This window comes from Sphingomonas kyeonggiensis, assembly GCF_014196745.1.
GTDB classification, from domain to species: domain Bacteria; phylum Pseudomonadota; class Alphaproteobacteria; order Sphingomonadales; family Sphingomonadaceae; genus Sphingomonas; species Sphingomonas kyeonggiensis.
Genome location: NZ_JACIEH010000001.1, coordinates 192,369 through 216,973, shown reverse-complemented (window position 1 = coordinate 216,973; position 24,605 = coordinate 192,369). Strand labels below are relative to the sequence as shown.

Genomic DNA, 24,605 nt, shown 5'->3' with positions numbered 1-24,605 from the left:
CCAAACGAAAAGGGGCGACAGTCACCTGTCGCCCCTTCCCTGTTTGTCGCTGGTAGCGATCGAAAGCCTTAGCCCTCGAGCACCTTCACCATGTGCGGCAGCTTGCGGATCATACCCCGAACTTCGGGGGAGTCCTCGAGCTCCGAAACCTTGTGCATCTTGTTGAGGCCAAGGCCGATCAGCGTTGCGCGCTGATCCTTGGTGCGGCGGATCGGCGAGCCGATCTGCTGGATCTTGATCTTCGCCATGATCGATTACTCCGCGATAGCCGCAGCATCCGCCTCGGCGGTCTGCGAACCGCCGCGGCCGAGCAGGTCGGCGATCTTCTTGCCGCGCCGCTGGGCAACCGACTTCGGCGAAGTCTGCTCCACCAGCGCTTCGAACGTAGCGCGGATCATGTTGTAGGGGTTCGACGTGCCGACCGACTTGGTCACCACATCGGCCACACCGAGGCTCTCGAAGATGGCGCGCATCGGGCCACCCGCGATGATGCCGGTGCCCTGCGGCGCCGAGCGGAGCGTCACGCGGCCGGCACCGAAGTGGCCGTTGCCGTCATGATGCAGGGTGCGGCCTTCCTTGAGCGGAACGCGGACCATCGTCTTCTTGGCAGCGGCGGTCGCCTTCGAGATGGCTTCCGGCACTTCGCGTGCCTTGCCATGACCGAAGCCGACACGGCCCTTGCCGTCGCCCACGACGACCAGCGCAGCGAAGCCGAAGCGCTTACCGCCCTTGACCGTCTTCGAGACGCGGTTGATGTGGACCAGCTTCTCGATCAGCTCTTCGCCACCGTCCTCGGCGTTCTGGCCACGGCGGTCGTCGCGACGACCACGGTTGCCGTCACGGCCGCCACGGCCACGATCACCACCGCCACCGGGGCCACCACGGCCACGGCCGCGGCCACGACCCTGCTGCTCCTGGGGAGCTGCAGCGCCGGCGTCCTGGGCTTCGAAGCCCGCGCCTTCCGGCGCCTGGTTGTTTTCGTCAGCCATTCTCAGAACTCCAGCCCGCTCTCACGAGCGGCATCGGCCAGCGCCTTGACGCGACCATGATAGAGGAAGCCACCGCGGTCGAAGACGACCTGGGTGATGCCGGCGGCCTTGGCGGCCTCGGCAACACGCTTGCCGACTTCCTGTGCGGCCTCGATGGTCGCGCCGGTCTTGCCGCGCACGTCCTTCTCGAGGGTGGAAGCCGAAGCCACGGTCTTGCCGGCGACATCGTCGATCACCTGGGCATAGATGTGCTTGCCCGAGCGATGGACCGAAAGACGCGGACGACCACCGGCACGCGCACGAAGCGCAGTACGGTTGCGGCGACGACGCTTCGCGAAAAGCGAGAGACCCTTGGTGCTGATCACTTCTTCTTCCCTTCCTTACGGAAGATGAACTCGCCGTCGTACTTGATGCCCTTGCCCTTGTACGGCTCGGGCTTGCGCCAGCGGCGAATCTCGGCCGCAATCTGGCCGACCTTCTGCTTGTCGATCCCCGAGATCTCGACCGTGGTCTGATCGGGGGTCTTGATCTCGATGCCTTCCGGCACGTCGATGTTCACGTCGTGCGAATAGCCGAGCTGGAGCTTGAGCACCTTGCCCTGCGACGCAGCGCGATAGCCGACGCCGGTGATCAGGAGCTTCTTCGAGAAGCCCTCGGTCACGCCGGTGACGAGGTTCTGGACCAGCGTGCGCTGCATGCCCCAGAAGGCACGCGCCTGCTTGGTCTCGTTCGCCGGCTTCACGATGATGCCGCCGTCCTCGACGGTGTAGCTGATCTCGTCACGCAGGTTGAGCGACAGGGTGCCCTTCGGGCCCTTCACGCTCAGCACGCGGCCTTCGATCGAGGCGGTAACGCCTGCCGGCACGGTGACCGGCTTCTTGCCGATGCGGCTCATCAGAACACCTCCGCCAGCACTTCGCCACCAACGTTCTGCTCACGCGCTTCCGCGTCCGAGAGAACGCCACGCGGCGTCGAGACGATCGTGATGCCGAGGCCATTGCGCACGCGGGGAAGCTCCTGGCTGCCCGAGTAGACGCGGCGACCCGGCTTCGAGATGCGCGCGACGTGCTTGATCGCCGGCTGGCCCTCGAAATACTTCAGCTCGATGCGGATGCCGGCCGCGGGGCCCATCTGCTCTTCGCTGTAGCCACGGATATAACCCTCGCGCTGAAGAACGTCGAGGACGCGCGCACGCAGCTTGCTCGCCGGCGTAAGGACGGAGTCCTTGCGGGCGCGCTGGCCGTTGCGGATGCGGGTGAGCATATCACCCAGGGGATCGGTCACTGCCATCTTCGTGATCCTTACCAGCTCGACTTGGTAACGCCGGGGATGAGGCCCTTGTTGGCCAGATCACGCAGCATCACACGAGCGAGACGGAACTTGCGGTAGTAACCGCGGGGGCGACCGGTGAGCTCGCACCGGTTGCGAATGCGGGTCGGGTTGCCGTTGCGCGGCAGCTCGGCCATCTTGAGACGCGCGATGAGACGCTCGGTCTCATCGAGGCTCTCGTCATTCGCGATCGCCTTCAGCTTCGCATACTTGCCGGCGTACTTCTTCACCAGCAGCTTGCGACGCTCATTCTTGTTCACGGAACTCAGTTTCGCCATGACTTAAGTTCTCTTTCCTTTACGCGGCCTTGGCTTCGCCGTCCGCATCCTGCGGGAACGGGAAACCGAAGAGACGGAGAAGCTCGCGAGCTTCCTCGTCGGTCTTCGCGGTGGTGGTCACAATCACGTCCATGCCGCGGATGTTGTCGACCTTATCGTAGCTGATCTCCGGGAAGATCAGCTGCTCCTTGAGGCCGCAGGCATAGTTGCCACGGCCGTCGAACGACTTCGGGTTCAGACCACGGAAGTCGCGAACGCGCGGCAGCGCGATCGTGATGAAGCGGTCGAGGAACTCGTACATGCGCTCGCGGCGAAGGGTCACCTTCGCGCCGATCGGCATGCCCTCGCGCAGCTTGAACTGCGCGATCGACTTCTTCGCCTTGGTGATCACCGGCTTCTGGCCCGCGATCAGCTCCATTTCAGAAGCGGCCTGCTCGACCTTCTTCTTGTCCTGGGTCGCTTCGCCGACGCCCATGTTGAGCACGATCTTCTCGATCTTCGGCACTTCCATGACGTTCTTGTAACCGAACTTCTCGGTCATCGCCTTGGCGATGGTCTCGTCATAGAGCTTGCGCATGCGCGGCGTGTAGGAATCAGCCATTGATGACCTCCCCGGTCTTGACGGCGACGCGGACCTTCTTGCCGTCGCGCTCCTCGAAGCGGACGCGGGTCGGCTTGCCGTCCTTGGTCACGTGCGCGACCTTGGAGATCGCCAGCGGCGCTTCCGAACGCTCCAGGCCACCCTGCGGGTTGGTCTGGCTCGGCTTGCGGTGACGCACGGCGACGTTGACGCCCGAAACGACGACCTTGCCGTCCTTGGGCAGCGACTTGACGACTTCACCGGTCCGTCCCTTGTCCTTGCCGGACAGGACGATGACCTGGTCGCCCTTCTTGATCTTGGCAGCAGCCATCACAGCACCTCGGGGGCGAGCGAAATGATCTTCATGAAGCCCTTCGAGCGCAGCTCGCGGACCACCGGGCCAAAGATACGGGTGCCGATCGGCTCCTCGTTCTTGTTGACCAGGACGGCAGCGTTGCCGTCGAAGCGAATGACCGAGCCATCGGCGCGGCGGACGTCCTTGGCGGTGCGGACGATGACGGCGCGGTGCACGTCACCCTTCTTCACCTTGCCGCGGGGAGCAGCTTCCTTGATGCTGACGACGATGACGTCGCCCACGGACGCGAAGCGACGCTTCGATCCGCCCAGCACCTTGATGCACTGCACCCGCTTCGCGCCGCTGTTGTCTGCGACGTCGAGATTGGACTGCATCTGGATCATTGATCCGGTTCCTTCTCGTTAGGCCTACCGGGACAGGCGCCCGGCGGTTCCAGTTGAAAAATTTAGGCGGCGGCGTCCGACTTGGTCGGGGTCGCGTGGGTGTTCACCCGCTCGATCACCTTCCAGGTCTTGAGCTTGGAGATCGGCGCAGTCTCTTCGATGCGCACGGTCTCGCCGGCCTTGTACTCGTTCGCCTCGTCATGGGCGTGATACTTCTTCGAGCGGCGGATGATCTTGCCGTAGAGCGGGTGCTTCACCTTGCGCTCCACCAGCACGACCACGGTCTTGTCGCCCTTGTCGGAAACCACGTTCCCGGTCAGCACGCGCTTCGGCATGGTTTCGTCCTTTACTTGGCAGTCGAGCGCGAGCGCTCGTTCTGCAGCGTCTTGATGCGGGCGATGTCGCGACGGACCTCACGAACGCGGCTCGGCTTCTCGAGCTGGCTGGTCGCGGCCTGGAAGCGAAGGTTGAACGCCTCGCGCTTCAGGTTGCCGAGCTCTTCGCCCAGCTGGTCCTCGGTCTTCGCACGAAGATCGGTAGCCTTGGTCATTCTATCAACCCTCCAGGTGCGAGGTATCGCCGAGGCGAGCCACGACCTTGACCTTGATCGGCAGCTTCATCGCCGCACGCTCGAAAGCTTCAGCAGCGAGCGGGCCCGGCACGCCGTCCAGCTCGAACAGGATGCGGCCCGGCTTGACGCGGGCGACCCAGAATTCCGGCGAACCCTTGCCCGAGCCCATGCGGACTTCAGCAGGCTTCGACGAAACCGGCACGTCCGGGAAGATGCGGATCCAGAGACGGCCCTGGCGCTTGATGTGACGGGTGATCGCGCGGCGAGCCGCCTCGATCTGACGGGCGGTGATCCGCTCCGGCTCCATCGCCTTCAGGCCATACGACCCGAAGTTCAGCGCAGTGCCACCCTTGGCGTCGCCGTGGATGCGGCCCTTGAAGGCCTTGCGGAACTTGGTGCGCTTCGGTTGCAGCATTTCTCTGTCCTAACCCTTAGCGGCGGTGGTCGTCGCGCGCCGGGCGAACGCCCGTCGTCTGCGACTCCAGGTTGAGGCGATCGGTCGCCATCGGATCGTGACCCAGGATCTCACCCTTGAAGATCCAGACCTTCACGCCGCAGACGCCATAGGCGGTGTGCGCTTCGGCAGTGGCGTGATCGATGTTCGCGCGCAGCGTGTGCAGCGGAACGCGACCCTCGCGATACCATTCCGAGCGGGCGATCTCGGCGCCGCCGAGACGGCCGCCGCAGTTGATCCGGATGCCCTCGGCGCCGAGACGCATCGCCGACTGCACCGCGCGCTTCATGGCGCGGCGGAAGGCGATACGACGCTCGAGCTGATCGGCGATGCCCTGGGCGACGAGCTTGGCGTCGACTTCCGGCTTGCGGATCTCGACGATGTTCAGGCTCACGTCCGAGCTGGTCATCGCGCTCAGCGTCTTGCGCAGCTTCTCGATGTCGGTGCCCTTCTTGCCGATGATCACGCCGGGGCGCGCAGCATAGATGGACACGCGGCACAGCTTGGCCGGACGCTCGATCACCACCTTCGAGATCGCGGCCTGGGGCAGCGTCTTGATGATGTACTGGCGGATCTTGAGATCCTCCATGAGGAGCCGGCCATAGTCGGCGCCCTCGGCGAACCAGCGGCTGTCCCAGGTGCGGTTGACCTGGAGACGCAGGCCGATCGGGTTGCTCTTGTGACCCATTATGCTTCTTCCTGCTCGCGGACGACGATGCGAAGACGGCTGAACGGCTTCAGGATGCGGGTGGACTTGCCACGGCCGCGGGTCGCGAAGCGCTTCATCGTGATCGACTTGCCGACCGAAGCCTCGGCGACGACGAGCGCGTCGACGTCGAGGTTGTGGTTGTTCTCCGCATTGGCGATCGCCGAAGCGAGAACCTTGCGGGCGTCCACGGCCATCGCCTTGGTCGAGAACTGAAGGATGTTCAGCGCATCGCCGGCCTTCTTGCCGCGGATGAGGCCCGCGACCAGGTTCAGCTTCTGGGCCGAACCGCGGATCTGCGTGGCGACGGCAAGGGCTTCCTTGTCGCCAACCTTGCGGGGGGCTGCCTGCTTAGACATTAGCGCTTACCCTTCTTGTCGGCTGCGTGGCCGGGGAAGAAGCGGGTCGGCGCGAACTCGCCGAGCTTCATGCCAACCATGTCCTCGTTGACCGAGACCGGCACGAACTTGCGGCCATTGTAGACGCTGAACGTCAGGCCGACGAAATCCGGCAGGATCGTCGAGCGGCGCGACCAGGTCTTGATCGGACCGGCGCGGGTGCCCTGCTCCTGCGCGGTCTGCGCCTTCTTGAGCAGGTGGAGGTCCACGAACGGACCCTTCCAAACGGAGCGAGCCATGGGTTAGCCCTTCTTCTTCGCGTGACGGCTGCGGATGATCATCTTGTCCGTCGCCTTGTTGTGGCGGGTGCGCGCACCCTTGGTCGGCTTGCCCCACGGGGTGACCGGGTGACGGCCGCCCGAGGTACGGCCTTCACCACCGCCGTGCGGGTGGTCGACCGGGTTCTTCGCGACACCGCGGGTCAGCGGGCGGATGCCCTTCCAGCGGTTGCGGCCGGCCTTGCCGAGGTTGGTGTTCTGGTTGTCCGGGTTGGACACCGCACCGACCGTCGCCATGCAGTTGCCGTGGATGTAGCGCTGCTCGCCCGAGTTGAGGCGGACGATGACCATGCCGCGGTCACGACCGACGACCTGGACATAGGTGCCTGCCGAACGGGCGATCTGGCCGCCCTTGCCCGGCTTCATCTCCACATTGTGGACGATGGTGCCGACCGGCATCGACGAAAGCTCCATGGCGTTGCCCGGCTTCACGTCGGTCTTCTTGCCGGCGATCACCTTGTCGCCGACGGCGAGGCGCTGCGGCGCGATGATGTAGGCGACGCGATCCTTGCCGGCCTCGTCGGCGCCGTAGTTCACGAGCGCGATGAAGGCGGTGCGGTTCGGGTCATACTCGATCCGCTCGACGGTGCCCTCGACGTCCCACAGGCGGCGCTTGAAATCGATGATACGATAGCGCTGCTTGTGACCGCCGGCGATGCCGCGCGAGGTCACATGGCCCTTGTTGTTGCGGCCGCCGGTCTTGGTCTTGCCCTCGGTCAGAGCCTTGACCGGACGACCCTTGTACAGGGCCGAACGGTCGATCAGGATCAGGCCGCGGACGCCAGGCGACGTCGGATTATAATTCTTGAGTGCCATTACGAATTGACCCCCGAGGTCACGTCGATCTGCTCACCGTCGGCGAGGGTCACGATAGCCTTCTTCACGTCAGAGCGCTTGTAGGGGGCGCCCTTCCACTTCTTGGTCTTGCCCTTCTGGACGATCGTGTTGACGCCGGTGACCTTGACCTTCCAGATCGCCTCGACGGCGGCCTTGATCTCGGGCTTGGTGGCGTCGCCGGCGACCTTGAACACAACGGCGTTGTGCTCGGAGACGAGCGTCGACTTTTCGGTGATGTGCGGCGCGACAATCACGTCGTAATGACGGTTGTCGATCGCGGCTGCCTGCTTCTTAGCCATTGAAGCGCGCCTCCAGCTTCTCGACGGCAGCGCGGGTCAGGACCAGCGTGTCGTGCTTCAGGATGTCGTACACGTTGGCGCCCACCGCGGGGAGGACGTTCACGCCGATCAGGTTGCGGGCCGCGAGGAAGCCGTTGCCGGCCTCGCCGTCGATCACCAGCGCGGTCTTGCCGGTGCCGAGCTTGGCGAACTGCGCCTTGAGCTCTGCGGTCTTGGCGGTGCCGAAGGCGTCGAGGACGATCAGCGAGCCGGCCTTGGCGTGGCTGCTGAGGGCCATCTTCAGGCCGAGCGCGCGGATCTTCTTGTTCAGCGACGGATTGAAGTCGCGAACGCGAGCGCCGTGCGCCTTACCACCGCCGATGAACACCGGAGCGCGGCGATCGCCGTGACGGGCGGTACCGCCGCCCTTCTGGCGACCGAACTTCTTGCCCGAGCGGGCGACGTCAGCACGCTCGCGAGTGCCGCGCGCGGTAGCGCGACGCTTCTCGAGCTGCCAGGTGACGACGCGGTGCAGGATGTCGGCGCGCGGCTCGACAGCGAAGACGCCGTCGTTGAGCTCGATGTCGCCCGAAGCCTTGGCGTCGAGGGTTTGAACCTTGACCTTCACTTAGCCCTCCTGGCCTTCGGTCGCCTCGGGAGCCTCGGTCACTTCGGCCGGAGTCTCCGCGGGGGCGGTGTCGTTGTTGTTGGCGACCGACTTGATGCCGGCCGGGAACGGCGCGGTGTCGGGACGGGCGACCTTGACGGCGTCCTTGACGAACAGCCAGCCACCCTTCGAGCCAGGGACCGAGCCCTTGACGAAGATCAGGCCGCGCTCGACGTCGGTGCCGACGATCTCGAGATTCTGCTGGGTGCGGTACTTGTCACCCATGTGGCCGGCCATCTTCTTGTTCTTGAAGACCTTGCCCGGATCCTGGCGCTGACCGGTCGAACCGAGCGAGCGGTGCGAGACCGAGACGCCGTGGGTGGCGCGCAGACCGCCGAAGCCCCAACGCTTCATGCCGCCGGCAAAGCCCTTACCCTGGGTACGACCCTGGATGTCGACGAACTGGCCGGCAACATAGTGGTCGGCCGAGATCTCGGCGCCCACTTCGAGCAGGCCGTCCGCGTCGACGCGGAATTCATGGACGACAGCCTTGGGCTCGACTTCGGCCTTGCCGAAGTGGCCGCGCTGCGGCTTGGCGACATTCTTGCTCTTCGCCGTGCCGGCGCCGAGCTGGACGGCCGTATAGCCGTCACGATCCTTTTCGCGGACGGAGACGACCTGCACGCCTTCGAGAGCCAGGACGGTGACGGGCACGTGGCGGCCGTCGTCCTGGAACAGGCGGGTCATCCCCAACTTCTTCGCGATCACGCCAGTGCGCATGACCAGTTGCTCCTATGCATAGGCACCCGAGGGGGAATTCCCACAGGTGCGTGCTTCAGCCCGAAAATATGATGCGAGCCCCCGTCCGGGCTGAACCCCTTCCCGAAGGAAGAGGCGACGGGGGACGCAGTCCCGGTTCTCCGAAGAGGCCGGCGGTATCCCTATCGCGATGCGAGTGCGCCCGTGGCGCCCTCCGGTTCCTTGCGTTGGATCGGGATCGATCCGGTGGAGGAACCTGGCGAATCCCCCATGAGGGAATCGCGAATCTCGTGTGGAGGCGCGCCTTTACGTCAGCAGCGCTTCCCTGTCCACCCCCACACCTGCATTCCTGCGAAGTATGCGGCAGGACGAGAAAGACCCCCGCTTTCGCAGGGGCCTTCAACTGGCTCAGGCCAGCTTGATCTCGACGTCGACGCCGGCAGCGAGGTCGAGCTTCATCAGCGCGTCCACGGTCTGCGGAGTCGGCTGCACGATGTCGAGCATGCGCTTGTAGGTGCGCACCTCGAACTGCTCGCGCGACTTCTTGTCGATGTGGGGACCACGGTTGACCGTGAACTTCTCGATCTTCGTCGGAAGCGGAATCGGGCCACGGATGAGAGCGCCAGTGCGGCGCGCAGTGTCGGCGATGTCGCCGGTCGCCTGGTCGAGCACTCGATGATCGAACGCCTTCAGGCGAATACGGATATTCTGCGTTTCCATGTCCCTACCAATGCGAAAGAGCGGAGCCCGTTGCCGGGCTTCTATGCTGTGTTTGAACCGAAGGGGCGGCCCTTATAGACAGATGCGATTCGGATCAAGGGGCAGCAGAGAAGGAACTTCCTTTTATGCGGTCCGGATGCGTAATCTCTGGCAGCCTTTAGATCCCATGAGGCCATATGCCAGCCCCTCGCAAGCATCACTACCTCCCGCAGTTCTTTATCAAGCGCTGGGCGAATGCGGACGGGCGCGTGGTGGAGTATCGTCGGCCGCGGGACGATCTGATCCGAAAGCTCCGGTATCCGGCGGAGACAGGATACCTGATCGACTTATACGCGAATGAAGCTGAAGCAGACCCAGTTCGACGCCAGGCACTGGAGACCCTCTTCATGCAAAGGGTCGACGACGGAGCCGCCGAAGCGCTCCGCGAGATGTCACAGACGCAGAAGAAGCCCACCGACCCCGCCCTTCGAGATGCATGGTCGCGTTTCCTGATGTCGCTGATCCACCGCTCACCAAGGCGGGTTGAGTATCTGACCCAAAGAGTCAGGCAGTACGAAGAGGGCGAGCTCAATCCGAATTTGCGCGCCGAGTACACGGCACTCCGGGGGCCGGATGACCCCGAGGATTTCGACCAGTGGCTAGCCGAGCAAGGACCTCTGGCGCCAGAACTTCGCGTGCGCCTTATCAGACTGCTGATTGATAGCCCGCGCATCGGCGGAGCCCTGAATGCGATGCACTGGCGCATGCATAGCCTTGAGCATCCACGCTTCGGCTTGCTCAGCAGCGATCAGCCGCTCCTGCTGAGCAACGGACTGGGCCATGGTCAGAGCTTTGCCGTCCTGGCCACCTCCCCCACGCAGGTGTTTCTCGCCGCACGAGACCAGCGCGTGATCGATGGCTTTAGACGGCAACGTCCAAGTGCGCTTGAGACAGGCCTCAACGATGCCTGCGTACGACAGGCAGCCGAGATGGTTGTTGCCCATTCGGACACGCAACGCACCTTTGTGGATCGACGACTTCTAAAGACCGACCTGGCCCTGGATCCCAACACCGGCTTGCCGTCGTGGAACCCGCCAATCATCGATCTCCACGCGGCCGCTCCGCAACAGATCGTCCGGATTTGATAATCCCAAACGAAAAGGCCCGGCCTCCTTGCGGAGACCGGGCCCTTCGAACTCTACCCTAAAGGGTGAAGCTTACTTCTGGATCTCGGCGACGACGCCGGCACCCACGGTGCGGCCGCCTTCGCGGATCGTGAAGCGCTGGCCGACGTCCATGGCGATCGGCGCGATCAGCTTGATGCCGAGAGCGACGTTGTCGCCCGGCATCACCATCTCGGTGCCTTCCGGCAGCTCGATCGTGCCGGTCACGTCCGTGGTACGGAAGTAGAACTGCGGGCGATAGTTGGCGAAGAACGGCGTGTGACGGCCACCCTCGTCCTTCGACAGCACGTACACTTCCGACTTGAAGTCGGTGTGCGGCTTGATCGAACCCGGCTTGGCCAGAACCTGGCCACGCTCGACTTCGTCACGGCCAACGCCGCGGATCAGCGCGCCGATGTTGTCGCCTGCACGGCCTTCGTCGAGCAGCTTGCGGAACATTTCCACGCCGGTGACGGTGGTCTTGCGGACGTTCTCCTGGATGCCGACGATCTCGACTTCCTCGCCAACCTTGACGATGCCGGTCTCGACGCGGCCGGTCACCACGGTGCCGCGGCCCGAGATCGAGAACACGTCTTCGATCGGCATCATGAAGGGCTGATCGACCGGACGCTCCGGCTGCGGGATCGACTCGTCGACAGCGGCCATGAGGGCCAGGATCGCGTCCTTGCCGAGCTTCTCGTCGCTGTTGTTCAGAGCGGCGGTAGCCGAACCACGGATGATCGGAATGTTGTCGCCGTCGAACTCACGACGCGACAGCTCTTCGCGGATTTCCATTTCGACGAGCTCGAGGATTTCCTCGTCCTCGACCAGGTCGACCTTGTTCAGGAAGACGACCATGGTCGGCACGCCGACCTGGCGAGCGAGCAGGATGTGCTCCTTGGTCTGCGGCATCGGGCCGTCGGTGGCGGCGACCACGAGGATCGCGCCGTCCATCTGGGCAGCACCGGTGATCATGTTCTTCACATAGTCGGCGTGGCCCGGGCAATCGACGTGCGCGTAGTGACGCTTGTCGGTCTCGTACTCGACGTGCGCGGTCGAGATGGTGATGCCGCGCTCGCGCTCTTCCGGAGCCTTGTCGATGTTGGCGAAGTCGACGGCGGCGTTACCCGCAACGTTCTCTGCCAGAATCTTGGTGATAGCGGCCGTCAGCGAGGTCTTGCCGTGGTCGACGTGACCGATGGTGCCGATGTTGAGGTGCGGCTTGTTCCGCTCAAACTTTGCCTTCGCCATTGTTTTCCTACCTTCTGATCTCTGATTCCGCGCCGCCAGGGGATTCGCCGGAAGGCGGCCCCATAGCGGCTGTTTTCAAGTTATGCCAGCCCAAGCGCTATGCGCGTCAGGCGAGCTTCGCCTTCACTTCGTCTGCCACGTTCGGCGGCACTTCGTCATAGTGCGAGAACTGCATCGAGTACTGCGCACGACCCTGGGTGAACGAGCGGAGCGAGTTCACATAGCCGAACATGTTCGCCAGCGGCACCATGGCCTCGACCGTCTGCGCGTTGCCGCGCGAGTCGGTGCCCTGGATCTGGCCACGGCGGCTGTTGATGTCGCCGATGACGTCGCCGAGATAATCCTCGGGGGTCACGACTTCGACCTTCATGATCGGCTCGAGCAGCTTGATGCCCGACTTCTGGGCCGCTTCGCGCATCGCTGCACGAGCAGTGATTTCGAAGGCCAGGGCCGACGAGTCGACGTCGTGGTACGCACCGTCATACAGCAGCACTTCGAAGTCGATGATCGGGAAGCCGACCAGCGAACCCGTCATTGCGGTCTCGCGGAAGCCCTTCTCGATCGCCGGGATATATTCCTTCGGAATGTTGCCGCCCTTGACTTCGTCCTTGAAGACGAAGCCCGAACCGCGCTCGCCCGGGGTCAGCTTGACCTTGACGCGGCCGAACTGGCCGGTGCCGCCCGACTGCTTCTTGTGCGTGTAGTCGATGTCCACCGGCTTCGCGAGATACTCGCGATACGCCACCTGCGGCGCACCGACGTTCGCCTCGACCTTGAACTCGCGCTTCATGCGGTCGACCAGAATCTCGAGATGGAGCTCGCCCATGCCCTTGATGATGGTCTGGCCCGACTCGTGGTCGGTCGAAACGCGGAACGAGGGATCCTCGGCAGCCAGGCGGTTCAGGGCGATGCCCATCTTCTCCTGGTCGGCCTTGGTCTTCGGCTCCACCGACAGCTCGATGACCGGCTCCGGGAACTCCATGCGCTCCAGGATGATCGGGTTCGCGGTGTCGCACAGCGTGTCACCGGTCGTGGTCTCCTTCAGGCCCGCGATGGCGACGATGTCGCCGGCGCGTGCTTCTTCGATGTCCTCACGCGAGTTCGCGTGCATCAGGAGCATACGGCCGATCTTCTCCTTCTTGTCCTTCACCGAGTTCAGATACTGACCCTTGGTGAGGGTGCCCGAATAGATGCGGGCGAAGGTGAGCGAGCCGACGAACGGATCGTTCATGATCTTGAACGCGAGCAGCGACAGCGGCGCGGTGTCCGAGGCCGGACGCGAGTCCGGAGTCTCGCCGTCGAGCTTCACGCCCTGCACGTCCGGAATGTCCAGCGGCGAAGGCAGATAGTCGACAACGGCGTCGAGCAGCGGCTGCACGCCCTTGTTCTTGAACGCCGAGCCGCAAAGGATCGGCACGAACGACATGGCGAGCGTGCCCTTGCGGATCAGCTTCTTCAGGTCGGCAGTCGAGGGCTCGTTGCCTTCGAGATACGCTTCCATCAGCGCGTCGTCCTGCTCGACGGCCATCTCGATCAGGTCGCTGCGATACTTCGCGGCCTTTTCCTTCAGGTCGTCGGGGATCTCGGCATATTCGAACTTCGCGCCCAGCGACTCTTCGAGCCAGATGATCGCGCGGTTCTCGACCAGGTCGACCAGGCCCTTGAAGCCGCCTTCCTCGCCGATCGGCAGATACAGCACCGCCGGACGCGCGCCGAGGCGATCGACGATCGTATCGACGCAGAAATAGAAGTTCGCACCGGTGCGGTCGAGCTTGTTGACGAAGCACATGCGCGGCACGCCGTACTTGTCGGCCTGACGCCACACGGTCTCCGACTGCGGCTCCACGCCGGCAACGCCGTCGAAGCAGGCAACCGCACCGTCGAGCACGCGCAGCGAACGCTCGACTTCGATGGTGAAGTCGACGTGGCCGGGGGTGTCGATGATGTTGATCAGGTGCTCTTCACCCTTGCCCTCTTCAGCCTTCCACTTGCAGGTGGTCGCTGCGGACGTGATGGTGATGCCACGCTCCTGCTCCTGCTCCATCCAGTCCATCGTCGCGGTGCCTTCATGCACTTCGCCGATCTTGTAGGACTTGCCGGTGTAGTAGAGGATGCGCTCGGTCGTCGTCGTCTTGCCGGCGTCGATGTGCGCCATGATGCCGATATTGCGATAACGCTCGAGCGGATGGCTGCGGGCCATGACCTGGTTTCCTTAAGGATGTGGGGAGCCGGACGATCCAGCTCCCCGATATGTAGGAACGAAAATTTCCAGCGCCAGACGAGCCGGCGCTGGAGAAAGACTTACCAGCGGTAGTGGCTGAAGGCGCGGTTCGCCTCGGCCATACGGTGGGTGTCTTCACGCTTCTTCACCGCGTTGCCGCGGTTGTTCGAAGCGTCGAGCAGCTCGCCCGAGAGGCGCGCCGACATGGTGTTCTCGCTGCGGTTGCGCGCAGACGTGATCAGCCAGCGGATCGCGAGCGCCTGGGCACGCTCCGGACGGACTTCGACCGGAACCTGGTAGGTCGCACCGCCGACGCGGCGGCTGCGGACTTCGATGCCCGGCTTGATGTTGTTCAGCGCGTCATGGAACACACCGATCGGATCGCGCTTGGCGCGCGCTTCGACGGTTTCCATGGCCGAATAGACGATGCCCTCGGCAACGGACTTCTTACCGTCCAGCATGACCGAGTTCATGAACTTCGAAAGGACGATATCACCGAACTTGGGATCCGGCAGGATTTCGCGCTTTTCTGGGCGACGACGACGAGCCATCTTGAATTTCCTTCTAAACCTTCAGCGTGTCCGGAACCCGTCCGGGGCTTACTATGGCTGTGATTACTTCGGACGCTTGGCGCCGTACTTCGAACGCGACTGGCGACGATCCTTGACGCCCTGCGTATCGAGCACGCCGCGCAGGACGTGGTAGCGAACGCCGGGAAGATCGCGGACACGGCCGCCGCGGATCAGAACAACCGAGTGCTCCTGAAGGTTGTGACCTTCGCCCGGGATGTAGCTGATGACTTCGCGCTGGTTGGTCAGGCGGACCTTCGCAACCTTGCGGAGCGCCGAGTTCGGCTTCTTCGGAGTCGTCGTGTAGACGCGGGTGCAAACACCGCGCTTCTGCGGGTTCTGCTCCATCGCAGGGACCTTCGACTTGGCCTTCTGCGGTTCGCGGCCCTTGCGGACCAGCTGGTTAATCGTCGGCATGAAGCCCTTCACCTTTATGTTACCGGCTGGGCCGGCGGTTACTTTGCTGGAACCCTGTGTTTGAGAATACGAAAAGGCCCCGGGTGTACTCGACCCCCCGGGCCATTGCGTCTCCAGCAACGTTCAGCTCTTGCCCCAAAAGGAATCGCGACCGGACGTGCCGGTCCCTTGTGGGACGGGGGCGCCTATAGCGAGGGGGGCTTGGCGGGTCAACTGACTCGCCGGCGGGATAAGAGAGCGTCAACCAACGCCGGGCTAGAACGAATAGATGGTTCGTTACGCCCCCCGATTCAAGCCGCTCGCCGCGGCGCTGGCCGCACTCGCGGCAACCCTGCTGCTCGGCGCCTTCGGCCCGGCCCTGTCCGGCCCCGCCACGCTGCTCGGCTGGGAGGCGTTCGGGCTGGCGATCGTCGCCGGCGCCGGCTTCCTCGCCTGGCACTTCGCCCAGCTCACCGCCCTGCCCGCCGGGTCGCCGGCCAAGGCAGCGCTGCCGGCCGCGCTGATCCCGCTGATCGTCTTTCCGCACATCGGCACCGCCGCGCTGCTGGTGCCGACCACCCTCGCCGTCGCGCTGCTCCCGCGCGAGCGATTCGCCGCGCTGCCGGCACTCATCGGCGCACTCGCCGCGCTGGGTGCGGGGCCGGTGGCGGCGGGAGTCGCTGGCGGAACGATGCTCGCCGCCGCGTGGTTCTGCCGCGCCCGCAGCCCCGCAGCGAACGACAATCCCTCTCTGGAACGCATGCCGCGCTTTTGGCCCCGCTTTTGGTCGGTGCCCGTTTCCCTGCGTTATGCTAGGGATATCCCAAGGGATTCGGGTTCCGAATTTGGGGAGTAGCGTGAATGTTCAACGGTAATAATCGTGGTCGCGATCGTGACGAGCGTCCGGCAATGCCGCCGGCTCCGCCGCAGCAGGCCGGCAATGGCGGCAAGCGCGGCATGTTTTCGGTGATCGGTCCGGACGTGACCGTGACCGGCAATATCACGGCCAGCGCCGACCTCCACATCGACGGCCGTATCGAAGGCGACGTCAATTGCGGCAGCCTCGCCCAGGGCGCCGACAGCCAGGTGTTCGGCAACGTCACTGCCGAGACGGCCCGCCTCGCCGGCGCGATCGAGGGCACGGTGCGCGTCCGCCAGCTCACCATCGAGCGCTCGGCCAAGATCACCGGCGACGTCGAGTACGAGAACATCACCATCGAGAATGGTGGCCATATCGACGGCCGCCTGAAGCACATGAGCACCGTTCCGGCCGCGGCCCCGGTCGCACCCTCGGGCCCGCGCGCGGTCGAGGCGGCCCCCTCGCCCTTCGCGACGGCGGCGAACGAATAGGCTCCCGCCTTTTCGGCAAAACAGGAAGGGCGCGCTCTCCCACGAGAGCGTGCCCTTTCCTTATCCTCCCCCGCCAGGGGGAAGCGTTCTACAGCCCCCGGATCTTGTCCAGGTGCGACTGCACCACCGGCGCCACCTCGGCCGCGAAGGCCTTGAACTCGGGCACCGTGCCGCTCGCCGCATAGTCCTTCACCGCCGCCAGCGCCTTTTCGTGCGCGACGACCTGCTGGGCCTTGTAGGCGGTGTCGAAATCCGATCCCGTCGCCTGGCGCAGCGTGGCGAGGTTCGCTTCCTGCTCGGCGCTGAGCCTGGAATCCGGCTTGATCGCCGGCGTCGCCTTGCCGCCCGCCACCTTGAGCCTGGCGGTCGATCCGGCGTGGGCGGTCACCATCATCCCGCCAAAGTCCTTGAGCGCCTGCACGGTCGCCTTTTGCTGGGCCAGCTTGCCCGCCTCGATCTCATAGACGTCGCTCGCCCCAACGGTGTCGGCGAAGATCTGCCCGGTCATCGTCACCGCACCCGAAGTCATGTTGACGTCGGTGCCGCTCGCCGCATTGGCGTCGATGCTGTTCTCGGGAATGATCGTGTCGGTGGCGACGATATTGTCGACCGTGGTCACGGGCTCGCTGCCCCCGCAGGCGCTGAGCGCCACCGCCGGGCCGAGCCCGAGCGCGAAGAAGTATTTGTGCATGCAGCTATTCCCTCTCCTGTTTTGCAGAAAGGAACGCGGGCATAGGGGCACCGTTCCGGCCCATGCGGCAGGATGCGGCGAAACGAAGAGGGAGATGGGTGATGACCGACTGGACCGAAGCGCATGAGGGCGGATGCCGCTGCGGCGCACTGCGCTTCCGGCTGAACGGCGCGCCGATGCTCAGCAGCGCCTGCCACTGCACCGGCTGCCAGAAGATGAGCGGCAGCGCCTTCTCGCTGACGCTGACCGTGCCGGCGGATGCCTTCGCCCTGCTGCAGGGCGAGCCGGTGATCGGCGGCCTGCACGGCCCGGTCGCGCACCATTATCACTGCGACCATTGCAAGAGCTGGGTCTTCACCCGCGCCGAAGGGATCGACTGGTTCGTCAACATTCGCACGACCGCGCTCGACACCCCCGACGATCTGCCGCCCTTTCTCGAGACCTGGGCCAGCGAGAAGCTCCCCTGGGTCGAGACCCGGGCCACCCGCAGCTATCCGGGCGATCCGGACTGGAACGACTGGGAGACGCTGACGACGGAATATGCGGCGCAGGGCTAAACGCGTCCCTCACGGTGCAGCACGAGCGTGCGGCGAAGGGTACCTGCGAAACGATGGGCACCGCGATGACCTCCGCGCAGGTCGCGGCTCCATATCCGCACGGGTTTCGCATCGGGCACGGCGTTATGATGGACGACCAGATAGAAGCTGGTCGGCTTTCGGTGGACACGGAACGCGAAGCGATGACGTGCCTCGCGACGCTCGGTCTGCACCCGAACGATCTGATCATAGCGCAATAGCGCGTGCCGACTGACGGCCCGGCTGATCTCTATCCCCGAAGCCGTCATGGCGATGGCCGGGCGCCACGTCGCAAGGATGAACAGGGCGCGGACAGCATAGCCTAGCGCCAATGCCCCGAGCACCAGACCGAGCAGGAAGCCCGCCATGCCGTGGCCCACCCCCAGCCACGCGCTGCGCCCGGACAGCAACTGATCCGGATGAAGGTGGAAACTCCAGGCCATGTAGAAGCCGATGGCGGCGCAAATCGCGAAGAAGACCGCGCTGACGCTGGCTCTCGGCACCGAAAACCACAGCACCGTGACTGGCTGCCGCAGGCCCGTCGCCTTCAGCCTGCTCTCGATATCCATTCCGCCCCCATCGGCCCGTCGCTCAATCCTTGAGCGGATCATGCCCCCAGTTCATCAGCGAATAGCGCCAGCGCGAGGTGGGGATGCGATACTCCTCGTGCGGCCCCTGGGCACGGTGGCGGGCGACGAAGCCGATCACCTTGCGCATATGGGCATAGTCGCCGCCGTCGAGATCTTCCTTCCTGGTCCGCAATATCCCGACGATCCGCCGGCCCGACGCATGGCCGATGCTCTCTCCGCCGTCCCGCTTGAAGCCCACCTTGCGGCTCTCGTTCGTCTCCAGCCAATCCTCGATTTCCGCCGGCGCCATGTTCACCACCTGGTGGAACTTGCGCCATATCTCCTCATGGTCGTCGCGCTGCGGCAAGCCGTATCTCCGTTATCTTCATGGTTACCCATGCGTAACGGTTCAATCGCCAATGAGGTCCTCGTAATTATCGCCAATTGACGGAAGCAATATCCTGCCTCCAAGCGAAGTCACGCCGACCAGCAATATGAGCGCCAGAGCGATTCTCGCCGGCCGGCGCGGCACCGGGCGGGTAAGCAATAGTATCGCAGCCAGCCAGGCGGCCAGCATCGACCAGAGATGATAGCGCCAGTCGCTCGAGATGCTGACGACGAGGAAGCTCAGCTCCATCGCGGTCGCCGAGAGTGCCAGTGGCACGGCGAGCGCATGGGCCGGGCTCGCGGCGGGCCGGGCCAGCGCCAGCACGGCAAGCGCCGTCGCCAGCGCCAGGATCGGCGCGCCGAGCGGGCTGTCGATCAGCTCTCCGGCCAGCGCATCATAGGGCTCGACGATCCGCGCGGGCGAACCGAGGCCGAAATCATTGGGCTCCGATCCGGCCTCGGGCCGGGCCAGCGGAAGGTGCCAGGGCACCAGCCAGCGCATCGTCATGTTCCAGTGCGCGAGCCGGTGCGACGCATAGGCGCCGGGATGGGCGCGGATCGCCCCCGTCCAGCCCATGAATATCTCGCGAGTCGGGCGCCCGTCCAGATCGTCCTGGATGAAGCCGCAGCGCCGGCCGCTGGCGAAGACGTCCCAGAATACCGGCGTATAGCAGCGTTCGGCGTCCACCTTCTGCCAGGTACCGCGCGACAGCAGTGGCACCGCATCGGGGCCGGCGCGGTGCGCGATGCCCGCCATGTCGAAGATCGGCTGGGTCGCCTCCACACCACTGGCGTCGGCGCCGAGCAGGCCATGGTTGATCCGCGGCGCCATCGCCAGCACCGCCAGCGTGCCGACGGCGATGAGCGCGAACCGCGTCGGCCAGCGCCGCCACTCCCACGGGGCGAGCAGGCCGACCGCGAGGGGCGCCACCGCGAAGATTGCATTGGCACGGACCAGCACCGCATAGCCGAGCAGCAGGATCACTGCCGCCCGGTCGATCCCGCGCAGCTCCTGCCCCGTCAGCCGCCGCCATCCCACCAGCCCGGTCGCGGCCAGCATCGCGCTGGCCATCTGCCCGTCCTTGAGCACCGCGGCGTCCCAGGCGAGGAAGGGCGGCCACAGACCCAGCGCCAACGCCGCGATGGCGGATTTCCACGCGCCGACCCTCGCCAGCGCCGCGGCGATCAGCCCCAGTCCGCCCCAGTAGAGCAGCAGCTGCAGCGCGAACATCGGCGACTGGCCGTGCCAGCCCGCGCCACGGAACAGCGACCAGAGGCGGGCCATGATCGGCGGGTGCCAGTCATGATAGGAACCCGAGACGACCTGCTGATATTGCGAGACGCTGTCGTACAGCGCGACGCCCGGCCAGAAGAATGCCAGGCTGAGGATGCAGAGCAGCGCCGCGCCAAGCCCGAACCGGGCCGCGGGGGAGAGTCGCCGGAGCGCCGTTGCGCCCGGCTCAACCATGGGTCATCCGATCTTGCGACCGAACACCGGGCGCGGCTGGCCGTCGCCTTGCGGGAAGCTCGCCTGGGAGGGATCGGGCATTGGCTCGCCCGCGGCGGCCTTGCGCGCAAGATAGCGGGCGAGCGCGGCATCCGCATCGAAACTCGATTCCGCCGCTTCCTCCAGGTCGCCGCCCTTCGATTCGGACGGGCCGCGCGGCGTGATCGCCAGCTTGAGCAGCCGGAAGATCAGCGGAATGCAGAGGAGCAGCCCGACCGCGGCCAGGCCCAGCACCGTCGGCCCCAGCCCGGACGCCAGCACACCGTCGTTCCAGCCGTTGAAGCCGGTGAAATAGAAAAGCAGGCCGCCGACATAGACCAGCGGCAACAGCGACAGGACCAGCTTGAACATACGCACGCCGAATCTCCCACCAGTTCCGCGGAACATGGCAGGAGATCGGCAACAAAGGGTGAATGGCCCTTAGATGTGCAGCGCGCGGCCATAGGCGCCGAGCACGGCTTCGTGCATCGTCTCGCTGATCGTCGGGTGCGGGAACACCGTCTCCATCAGCTCGGCCTCGGTGGTCTCCAGCGTCTTGCCGATCGTGTAGCCCTGGATCATCTCGGTCACTTCCGCGCCGATCATGTGTGCGCCGAGCAGCTCGCCGGTCTTGGCGTCGAACACCGTCTTCACGAAGCCTTCCGCCTCGCCCAGCGCAATGGCCTTGCCGTTGCCGATGAAGGGGAAGTTGCCGACCTTCACTTCATAGCCGGCTTCCTTCGCCTTCGCCTCGGTGAGGCCGACCGACGCGATCTGCGGGTGGCAATAGGTGCAGCCCGGGATGTTGCGTACGTCCATCGCGTGCGGATGCTTGCCGGCAATCGCCTCGACCGCGATCACGCCCTCATGGCTCGCCTTGTGCGCGAGGAACGGCGGCGCGGTGACGTCGCCGATCGCATAGAGGCCCGGGATGTTGGTCTTGCACGCCGCGTCGGTGACGATGTGGCCGCGCTCGGTCTTCACGCCCAGCGTCTCCAGCCCGATATTCTCGGTGTTCGGCACGATGCCGACCGCGACGATGACGTGGCTGAACTCCTCGACGGTAACCTTGCCGTCCTTGCCCTTGATCGATGCCTTCACGCCCGAGCCGGTCACGTCGATCTTCTCGACGCCTGTCGCGGTGCGGATGTCCATGCCCTGCTTCTTGAACTGCTTCTCGAGGTGCGCGGAGACGTCCTTGTCCTCCACCGGCACGATCCGGTCGAGCATCTCGACGATGGTCACCTTGGCGCCCATGTCGTTGTAGAAGCTGGCGAACTCGACGCCGATCGCGCCCGAGCCGATGACCAGCAGCTTGGTCGGCATCTCCGGCGGGGTCATCGCCGTCCGGTACGTCCAGATGCGCTTGCCGTCGGCCTTGGCGAACGGCAGGTCGCGGGCGCGGGCGCCGGTGGCGACGATGATGTTCTTCGCCTCCAGGTCGGTCTTCTTGCCGTCCTCGGCGGTCACGGTCAGCTTGCCCGGCGCGGTCAGCACGCCGGTGCCCATGTGCACCGTGATCTTGTTCTTCTTCATCAGGTGCGTGACGCCCTGATTGAGCTGCTTGGCGACGCCGCGCGAGCGCTTCACCACCGCGTCCAGGTCGGCGCTGATCTTCTCGGCGACCAGGCCATAGTCCTTGGCGTGCTGCATATAGTGGAAGATCTCGGACGAGCGGAGCAGCGCCTTGGTGGGGATGCAGCCCCAGTTGAGGCAGATGCCGCCCAGCAGCTCGCGCTCGACGATCGCCGTCTTGAGGCCCAGCTGCGCGGCGCGGATCGCCGCCACATAACCGCCGGGGCCCGAACCGAGCACGATCACGTCATAGGAGTCAGCCAAGGGGGGAATCCTTCAATTGGAATGATGCGGATATAGGGCGTCAGCCCGGAATTTCATCGAGCGCCTAAATTGTATCAACAGGGCGCGGCCGCTTGTGCTCGTCCACCGCGACGAACACGAACTGGGCCTGGGTGACCAGGCAGCTCTCTTCGGAATGGCGGGCGCGGCGCCAGGACTGGACTTCGATCGTCATCGAGGTGCGGCCGACCTTGACGATGTCGGCGAACACCGAGACTTCGTCGCCCACCGCCACCGGCGCGTGGAACTTCATGCCCTCGACCGCGACAGTCACGGCCCGCCCGCGCGAATGCCGCGCGGCGACGAGGCCGGCGGCAAGGTCCATCTGGCCCATCAGCCAGCCGCCGAAGATGTCGCCATAGGCATTGGCATCTGCCGGCATCGTGCTCACGCGGATCGCCGGCTGCTGCTGCGGAGGAGTGGAGCCGCCCTCAACCATCGGCACGCGGCTCCGTACCAGCCAGCCTGGCCTTGTCCGCGGCGAAGGCCTTGCGGACCGGGCCGATGCCCATGATCACCACCGCGATCATGCAGGCATAGCCGACCAGCCAGATGTCACCGGTCGCGCGCGGATAGGACCAGGCTGCCGCCGCGGAGATCAACGCCGCGGCGACCAGCCCGATCGCGATATGCACCACTTCGATCAGCACGCGCATCGGCGCAGCCCTCCGGTTCAGGCGATCATCCCGAAGGGATTCTCGACCAGCTCCTTGAAGATCTTCATCATCTCGGCGCCGTCGGCACCGTCGATCGCACGGTGATCGAAGCTGCCGGTGGCCGACATCACGGTGGCGACGCCCAGCGCGTCATCGACGATGTACGGACGCTTCTCGCCCGCGCCGATCGCCATGATCATGCCCTGCGGCGGATTGATCACCGCTTCGAACTGCTTGATGCCGAACATGCCCATGTTCGAGAGCGACGCGGTGCCGCCCTGATATTCTTCCGGCTTCAGCTTGCCCTCGCGGGCACGGCCGGCAAGGTCCTTCATCTCCGCCGAGATCGCCGAGACCGCCTTGTTCGCCGCATCGCGGATGATCGGAGTGATCAGGCCGGTCGGCGTCGAGACCGCGACCGACACGTCGGCGCGGCTGTACTTGATCAGCTGCTCGCCGGTGTAGGTGACGTTGCACTTCGGCGCCTGGGCCAACGCCACGCCGAGCGCCTTGATCAGCAGGTCGTTGACCGACAGCTTCACGCCGCGCGCCTCGAGCGCCTTGTTGAGGTCGCCGCGCAGCTTGAGCAGCGCATCGAGGCGGATATCGACCGTGAGGTAGATGTGCGGGACGGTCTGCTTCGACTCGGTGAGGCGGCGGGCGATCGTCTTGCGGATGTTCGAGAGCTTCTCGGCCTCGTGCGGGATCGATTCGTCCCACCAGACCGGCTTGTGCTCGGCCGGGGCGGCAGCAGCGGCCGGAGCCGAAGCAGCGGGCGCGGCAGACGCGGCGGGAGCAGCGGCAGCCGGCGCGGCACCGGGCTTGGCGCCTTCCACATCGACCTTGACGATGCGGCCGTTCGGACCCGAGCCGGTCACGCCGGTCAGGTCGACGCCCTTCTCGGCGGCGATGCGCTTGGCGAGCGGGCTCGCCTTGACGCGGTCACCCGAAGCCGCAGCGGCCTGGGCGGGAGCCGGTGCCGGAGTCGGCGCAGGCGCGGCCTGAGTCGGGGCGGGAGCGGCTGTCGCGGGGGCAGCTGCCGGAGTCGGGGCCGGCGACGCAGCGGCGGTCGAGGCATCCTCGCCCTCGCCCGCGATGATCGCGATCACGGTGCCGACCTTCACATTGTCGGTGCCCTCGGCGACGAGGATCTTGGCGATCACGCCCTCGTCCACCGCCTCGAATTCCATGGTCGCCTTGTCGGTCTCGATCTCGGCCATGAGGTCGCCGGACTTTACCGTGTCGCCCTCCTTCACGAGCCACTTGGCGAGGGTACCCTCTTCCATGGTGGGGGAAAGCGCAGGCATCTTGATTTCGATCGACATGAAGGTTCCCGTCATTGGAGCCCGGAACAGGTTCGGGCCCTCTTTGCGCCGCCCCCGCCCCGGGTCAAGAGACGCGCTTGCAGGAAATGACGCTACGGGGCACGTAACGCACGACCAAGAGGACCAATCCATGCGCACCTATCTGGTGGTGATCGACGAGAGCCCCGAGGCCGAGATCGCACTCCGCTTCGCCGCGCGGCGCGCCGTGAAGACCGGCGGAAACGTCGAAATTCTCGCGCTGATTCCCAAGCCGGACTTCGTCCAGTGGGGCGGCGTGATGGCCACGATCGAGGAGGAAGCGCGCGAACGGGCCGAGGCGCTGGTCGCCCGTGCGGCCGGCACCCTGTTCACCGAGTCGGGCCTCCAGCCCTCGATCACGGTGCGCGAGGGCGACGGCCCGAAGATCGTCCGCGAGATGCTCGCCGCCAATCGCGAGATCGCCGCCCTGGTGCTCGGCGCCGCCGCCAGCGGCCCGCCGGGCCCGCTGGTGACGCACTTCGCCGGATCGGACGCCGGCAACCTGCCGGTACCCCTGATGATCATCCCCGGCGCGCTCGACATGGACGCGATCGACCGGCTGAGCTGACCTTTAATTCCTCCCCCAGCTTGACTGGGGGAGGGAGACCGCCGCCGAAGGCGGTGGTGGA

At 65.3% G+C, this 24,605-nt stretch carries 38 protein-coding genes; 5 read left to right on the top strand and 33 right to left on the bottom strand.

Going from position 1 to position 24,605, the window contains the following annotated elements; all coding sequences use genetic code 11:
* Positions 1 to 68: 68 nt before the first annotated feature.
* The 20 genes from rpmD to rpsJ all read right to left on the bottom strand — a co-directional run bounded on the left by rpmD (position 69) and on the right by rpsJ (position 9,483).
* Complete coding sequence (gene rpmD / locus GGR46_RS01125; RefSeq protein WP_044333362.1) at positions 69 to 248, bottom strand: 50S ribosomal protein L30; 180 nt, start codon at positions 246 to 248, stop codon at positions 69 to 71.
* Between the two features lie 6 nt (positions 249 to 254).
* Entirely contained in the window at positions 255 to 989 is a 735-nt protein-coding gene (rpsE, locus tag GGR46_RS01120; RefSeq protein ID WP_246425864.1) for a 30S ribosomal protein S5, read from the bottom strand.
* A 2-nt stretch (positions 990 to 991) separates the two neighbouring features.
* Positions 992 to 1,351 (bottom strand): 50S ribosomal protein L18, encoded by a 360-nt coding sequence (gene rplR, locus GGR46_RS01115; RefSeq protein WP_183996625.1) that lies wholly within the window; start codon positions 1,349 to 1,351, stop codon positions 992 to 994.
* On the bottom strand, positions 1,351 to 1,884 hold the full coding sequence (rplF, locus tag GGR46_RS01110; RefSeq protein WP_183993763.1) for a 50S ribosomal protein L6: 534 nt from the start codon (positions 1,882 to 1,884) through the stop codon (positions 1,351 to 1,353). The genes rplR and rplF overlap by 1 nt, the downstream gene beginning before the upstream one ends.
* Positions 1,884 to 2,279: a 30S ribosomal protein S8 gene (rpsH, locus tag GGR46_RS01105; protein WP_086128654.1), complete on the bottom strand. Its 396-nt coding sequence runs from the start codon at positions 2,277 to 2,279 to the stop codon at positions 1,884 to 1,886. Before rpsH ends, rplF begins: the two co-directional genes overlap by 1 nt.
* A gap of 11 nt (positions 2,280 to 2,290) precedes the next feature.
* On the bottom strand, positions 2,291 to 2,596 hold the full coding sequence (gene rpsN / locus GGR46_RS01100; RefSeq protein ID WP_137861460.1) for a 30S ribosomal protein S14: 306 nt from the start codon (positions 2,594 to 2,596) through the stop codon (positions 2,291 to 2,293).
* A 19-nt stretch (positions 2,597 to 2,615) separates the two neighbouring features.
* Positions 2,616 to 3,197: a 50S ribosomal protein L5 gene (rplE, locus tag GGR46_RS01095; protein ID WP_183993761.1), complete on the bottom strand. Its 582-nt coding sequence runs from the start codon at positions 3,195 to 3,197 to the stop codon at positions 2,616 to 2,618.
* Positions 3,190 to 3,507, bottom strand: coding sequence for a 50S ribosomal protein L24 (gene rplX / locus GGR46_RS01090; protein WP_183993759.1), 318 nt, complete (start codon positions 3,505 to 3,507; stop codon positions 3,190 to 3,192). Before rplX ends, rplE begins: the two co-directional genes overlap by 8 nt.
* Complete coding sequence (gene rplN / locus GGR46_RS01085) at positions 3,507 to 3,875, bottom strand: 50S ribosomal protein L14 (protein ID WP_086128650.1); 369 nt, start codon at positions 3,873 to 3,875, stop codon at positions 3,507 to 3,509. The genes rplX and rplN overlap by 1 nt, the downstream gene beginning before the upstream one ends.
* A 62-nt stretch (positions 3,876 to 3,937) precedes the next feature.
* Positions 3,938 to 4,210: a 30S ribosomal protein S17 gene (gene rpsQ / locus GGR46_RS01080; RefSeq protein ID WP_183993757.1), complete on the bottom strand. Its 273-nt coding sequence runs from the start codon at positions 4,208 to 4,210 to the stop codon at positions 3,938 to 3,940.
* A gap of 11 nt (positions 4,211 to 4,221) precedes the next feature.
* On the bottom strand, positions 4,222 to 4,425 hold the full coding sequence (gene rpmC / locus GGR46_RS01075) for a 50S ribosomal protein L29 (RefSeq protein WP_183993755.1): 204 nt from the start codon (positions 4,423 to 4,425) through the stop codon (positions 4,222 to 4,224).
* 4 nt (positions 4,426 to 4,429) lie between these two features.
* Complete coding sequence (gene rplP / locus GGR46_RS01070) at positions 4,430 to 4,861, bottom strand: 50S ribosomal protein L16 (RefSeq protein ID WP_086128647.1); 432 nt, start codon at positions 4,859 to 4,861, stop codon at positions 4,430 to 4,432.
* A gap of 16 nt (positions 4,862 to 4,877) precedes the next feature.
* On the bottom strand, positions 4,878 to 5,588 hold the full coding sequence (rpsC, locus tag GGR46_RS01065; protein WP_183993753.1) for a 30S ribosomal protein S3: 711 nt from the start codon (positions 5,586 to 5,588) through the stop codon (positions 4,878 to 4,880).
* A complete protein-coding gene (gene rplV / locus GGR46_RS01060; RefSeq protein WP_116838638.1) occupies positions 5,588 to 5,965 on the bottom strand; it encodes a 50S ribosomal protein L22 in 378 nt (125 codons plus the stop codon). Before rplV ends, rpsC begins: the two co-directional genes overlap by 1 nt.
* A complete protein-coding gene (rpsS, locus tag GGR46_RS01055) occupies positions 5,965 to 6,243 on the bottom strand; it encodes a 30S ribosomal protein S19 (protein ID WP_086128644.1) in 279 nt (92 codons plus the stop codon). Before rpsS ends, rplV begins: the two co-directional genes overlap by 1 nt.
* Before the next feature lie 3 nt (positions 6,244 to 6,246).
* On the bottom strand, positions 6,247 to 7,098 hold the full coding sequence (gene rplB / locus GGR46_RS01050; protein WP_183993751.1) for a 50S ribosomal protein L2: 852 nt from the start codon (positions 7,096 to 7,098) through the stop codon (positions 6,247 to 6,249).
* The gene (locus GGR46_RS01045) at positions 7,098 to 7,418 is read right to left on the bottom strand and encodes a 50S ribosomal protein L23 (RefSeq protein ID WP_183993750.1); all 321 of its coding nucleotides are present in this window, start codon (positions 7,416 to 7,418) and stop codon (positions 7,098 to 7,100) included. Before GGR46_RS01045 ends, rplB begins: the two co-directional genes overlap by 1 nt.
* Positions 7,411 to 8,025, bottom strand: coding sequence for a 50S ribosomal protein L4 (gene rplD / locus GGR46_RS01040; protein ID WP_183993748.1), 615 nt, complete (start codon positions 8,023 to 8,025; stop codon positions 7,411 to 7,413). The genes GGR46_RS01045 and rplD overlap by 8 nt, the downstream gene beginning before the upstream one ends.
* On the bottom strand, positions 8,026 to 8,784 hold the full coding sequence (gene rplC / locus GGR46_RS01035; RefSeq protein ID WP_183993746.1) for a 50S ribosomal protein L3: 759 nt from the start codon (positions 8,782 to 8,784) through the stop codon (positions 8,026 to 8,028). It abuts the gene before it with no gap.
* A 387-nt stretch (positions 8,785 to 9,171) separates the two neighbouring features.
* Positions 9,172 to 9,483, bottom strand: coding sequence for a 30S ribosomal protein S10 (gene rpsJ, locus GGR46_RS01030; protein WP_029936463.1), 312 nt, complete (start codon positions 9,481 to 9,483; stop codon positions 9,172 to 9,174).
* A 176-nt stretch (positions 9,484 to 9,659) separates the two neighbouring features.
* On the opposite strand from rpsJ, the gene GGR46_RS01025 reads away from it, so the two are divergent.
* The gene (locus tag GGR46_RS01025; protein WP_183993744.1) at positions 9,660 to 10,607 is read left to right on the top strand and encodes a DUF4238 domain-containing protein; all 948 of its coding nucleotides are present in this window, start codon (positions 9,660 to 9,662) and stop codon (positions 10,605 to 10,607) included.
* A gap of 72 nt (positions 10,608 to 10,679) precedes the next feature.
* On the opposite strand, the gene tuf is transcribed toward GGR46_RS01025, so the two are convergent.
* From tuf to rpsL, 4 genes are all read right to left on the bottom strand, one after another.
* Positions 10,680 to 11,876, bottom strand: coding sequence for an elongation factor Tu (tuf, locus tag GGR46_RS01020; protein WP_183993742.1), 1,197 nt, complete (start codon positions 11,874 to 11,876; stop codon positions 10,680 to 10,682).
* 106 nt (positions 11,877 to 11,982) lie between these two features.
* Entirely contained in the window at positions 11,983 to 14,076 is a 2,094-nt protein-coding gene (fusA, locus tag GGR46_RS01015; protein ID WP_183993740.1) for an elongation factor G, read from the bottom strand.
* A gap of 101 nt (positions 14,077 to 14,177) precedes the next feature.
* Entirely contained in the window at positions 14,178 to 14,648 is a 471-nt protein-coding gene (gene rpsG / locus GGR46_RS01010) for a 30S ribosomal protein S7 (RefSeq protein WP_116838647.1), read from the bottom strand.
* Positions 14,649 to 14,711: 63 nt separating this feature from the next.
* Positions 14,712 to 15,083: a 30S ribosomal protein S12 gene (rpsL, locus tag GGR46_RS01005; protein WP_029936467.1), complete on the bottom strand. Its 372-nt coding sequence runs from the start codon at positions 15,081 to 15,083 to the stop codon at positions 14,712 to 14,714.
* 268 nt (positions 15,084 to 15,351) lie between these two features.
* Between rpsL and GGR46_RS01000 the strand changes: the two genes are divergently transcribed.
* Positions 15,352 to 15,918: a hypothetical protein gene (locus tag GGR46_RS01000; protein ID WP_183993738.1), complete on the top strand. Its 567-nt coding sequence runs from the start codon at positions 15,352 to 15,354 to the stop codon at positions 15,916 to 15,918.
* Positions 15,919 to 15,923: 5 nt separating this feature from the next.
* Positions 15,924 to 16,412 (top strand): bactofilin family protein, encoded by a 489-nt coding sequence (locus tag GGR46_RS00995; RefSeq protein ID WP_183993735.1) that lies wholly within the window; start codon positions 15,924 to 15,926, stop codon positions 16,410 to 16,412.
* 88 nt (positions 16,413 to 16,500) lie between these two features.
* On the opposite strand, the gene GGR46_RS00990 is transcribed toward GGR46_RS00995, so the two are convergent.
* A complete protein-coding gene (locus GGR46_RS00990) occupies positions 16,501 to 17,103 on the bottom strand; it encodes a DUF4142 domain-containing protein (RefSeq protein ID WP_183993733.1) in 603 nt (200 codons plus the stop codon).
* Between the two features lie 101 nt (positions 17,104 to 17,204).
* Here GGR46_RS00990 and GGR46_RS00985 point away from each other — a divergent pair, with 101 nt between their 5' ends.
* Entirely contained in the window at positions 17,205 to 17,660 is a 456-nt protein-coding gene (locus GGR46_RS00985; protein WP_183993731.1) for a GFA family protein, read from the top strand.
* On the opposite strand, the gene GGR46_RS00980 is transcribed toward GGR46_RS00985, so the two are convergent.
* From GGR46_RS00980 to GGR46_RS00945, 8 genes are all read right to left on the bottom strand, one after another.
* A complete protein-coding gene (locus GGR46_RS00980) occupies positions 17,657 to 18,247 on the bottom strand; it encodes a hypothetical protein (protein ID WP_183993729.1) in 591 nt (196 codons plus the stop codon). The genes GGR46_RS00985 and GGR46_RS00980 overlap by 4 nt on opposite strands.
* A 22-nt stretch (positions 18,248 to 18,269) precedes the next feature.
* Entirely contained in the window at positions 18,270 to 18,614 is a 345-nt protein-coding gene (locus GGR46_RS00975; protein ID WP_183993727.1) for a DUF3140 domain-containing protein, read from the bottom strand.
* Between the two features lie 42 nt (positions 18,615 to 18,656).
* Positions 18,657 to 20,102 (bottom strand): hypothetical protein, encoded by a 1,446-nt coding sequence (locus tag GGR46_RS00970; protein WP_183993725.1) that lies wholly within the window; start codon positions 20,100 to 20,102, stop codon positions 18,657 to 18,659.
* A gap of 3 nt (positions 20,103 to 20,105) precedes the next feature.
* Positions 20,106 to 20,498 carry a hypothetical protein gene (locus GGR46_RS00965; protein WP_183993723.1) on the bottom strand — a complete coding sequence of 131 codons (393 nt, stop codon included), beginning with the start codon at positions 20,496 to 20,498 and terminating at the stop codon, positions 20,106 to 20,108.
* 63 nt (positions 20,499 to 20,561) lie between these two features.
* Positions 20,562 to 21,959, bottom strand: coding sequence for a dihydrolipoyl dehydrogenase (gene lpdA, locus GGR46_RS00960; protein WP_183993721.1), 1,398 nt, complete (start codon positions 21,957 to 21,959; stop codon positions 20,562 to 20,564).
* Positions 21,960 to 22,023: 64 nt separating this feature from the next.
* The gene (locus tag GGR46_RS00955; RefSeq protein ID WP_183996623.1) at positions 22,024 to 22,416 is read right to left on the bottom strand and encodes an acyl-CoA thioesterase; all 393 of its coding nucleotides are present in this window, start codon (positions 22,414 to 22,416) and stop codon (positions 22,024 to 22,026) included.
* Positions 22,409 to 22,633, bottom strand: a complete 225-nt coding sequence (locus GGR46_RS00950; RefSeq protein WP_183993719.1) for a hypothetical protein — start codon at positions 22,631 to 22,633, stop codon at positions 22,409 to 22,411. Before GGR46_RS00950 ends, GGR46_RS00955 begins: the two co-directional genes overlap by 8 nt.
* A gap of 17 nt (positions 22,634 to 22,650) precedes the next feature.
* On the bottom strand, positions 22,651 to 23,958 hold the full coding sequence (locus GGR46_RS00945) for a pyruvate dehydrogenase complex dihydrolipoamide acetyltransferase (protein ID WP_183993717.1): 1,308 nt from the start codon (positions 23,956 to 23,958) through the stop codon (positions 22,651 to 22,653).
* 130 nt (positions 23,959 to 24,088) lie between these two features.
* Here GGR46_RS00945 and GGR46_RS00940 point away from each other — a divergent pair, with 130 nt between their 5' ends.
* Positions 24,089 to 24,544, top strand: coding sequence for a universal stress protein (locus GGR46_RS00940; RefSeq protein ID WP_183993715.1), 456 nt, complete (start codon positions 24,089 to 24,091; stop codon positions 24,542 to 24,544).
* Positions 24,545 to 24,605: the final 61 nt, after the last annotated feature.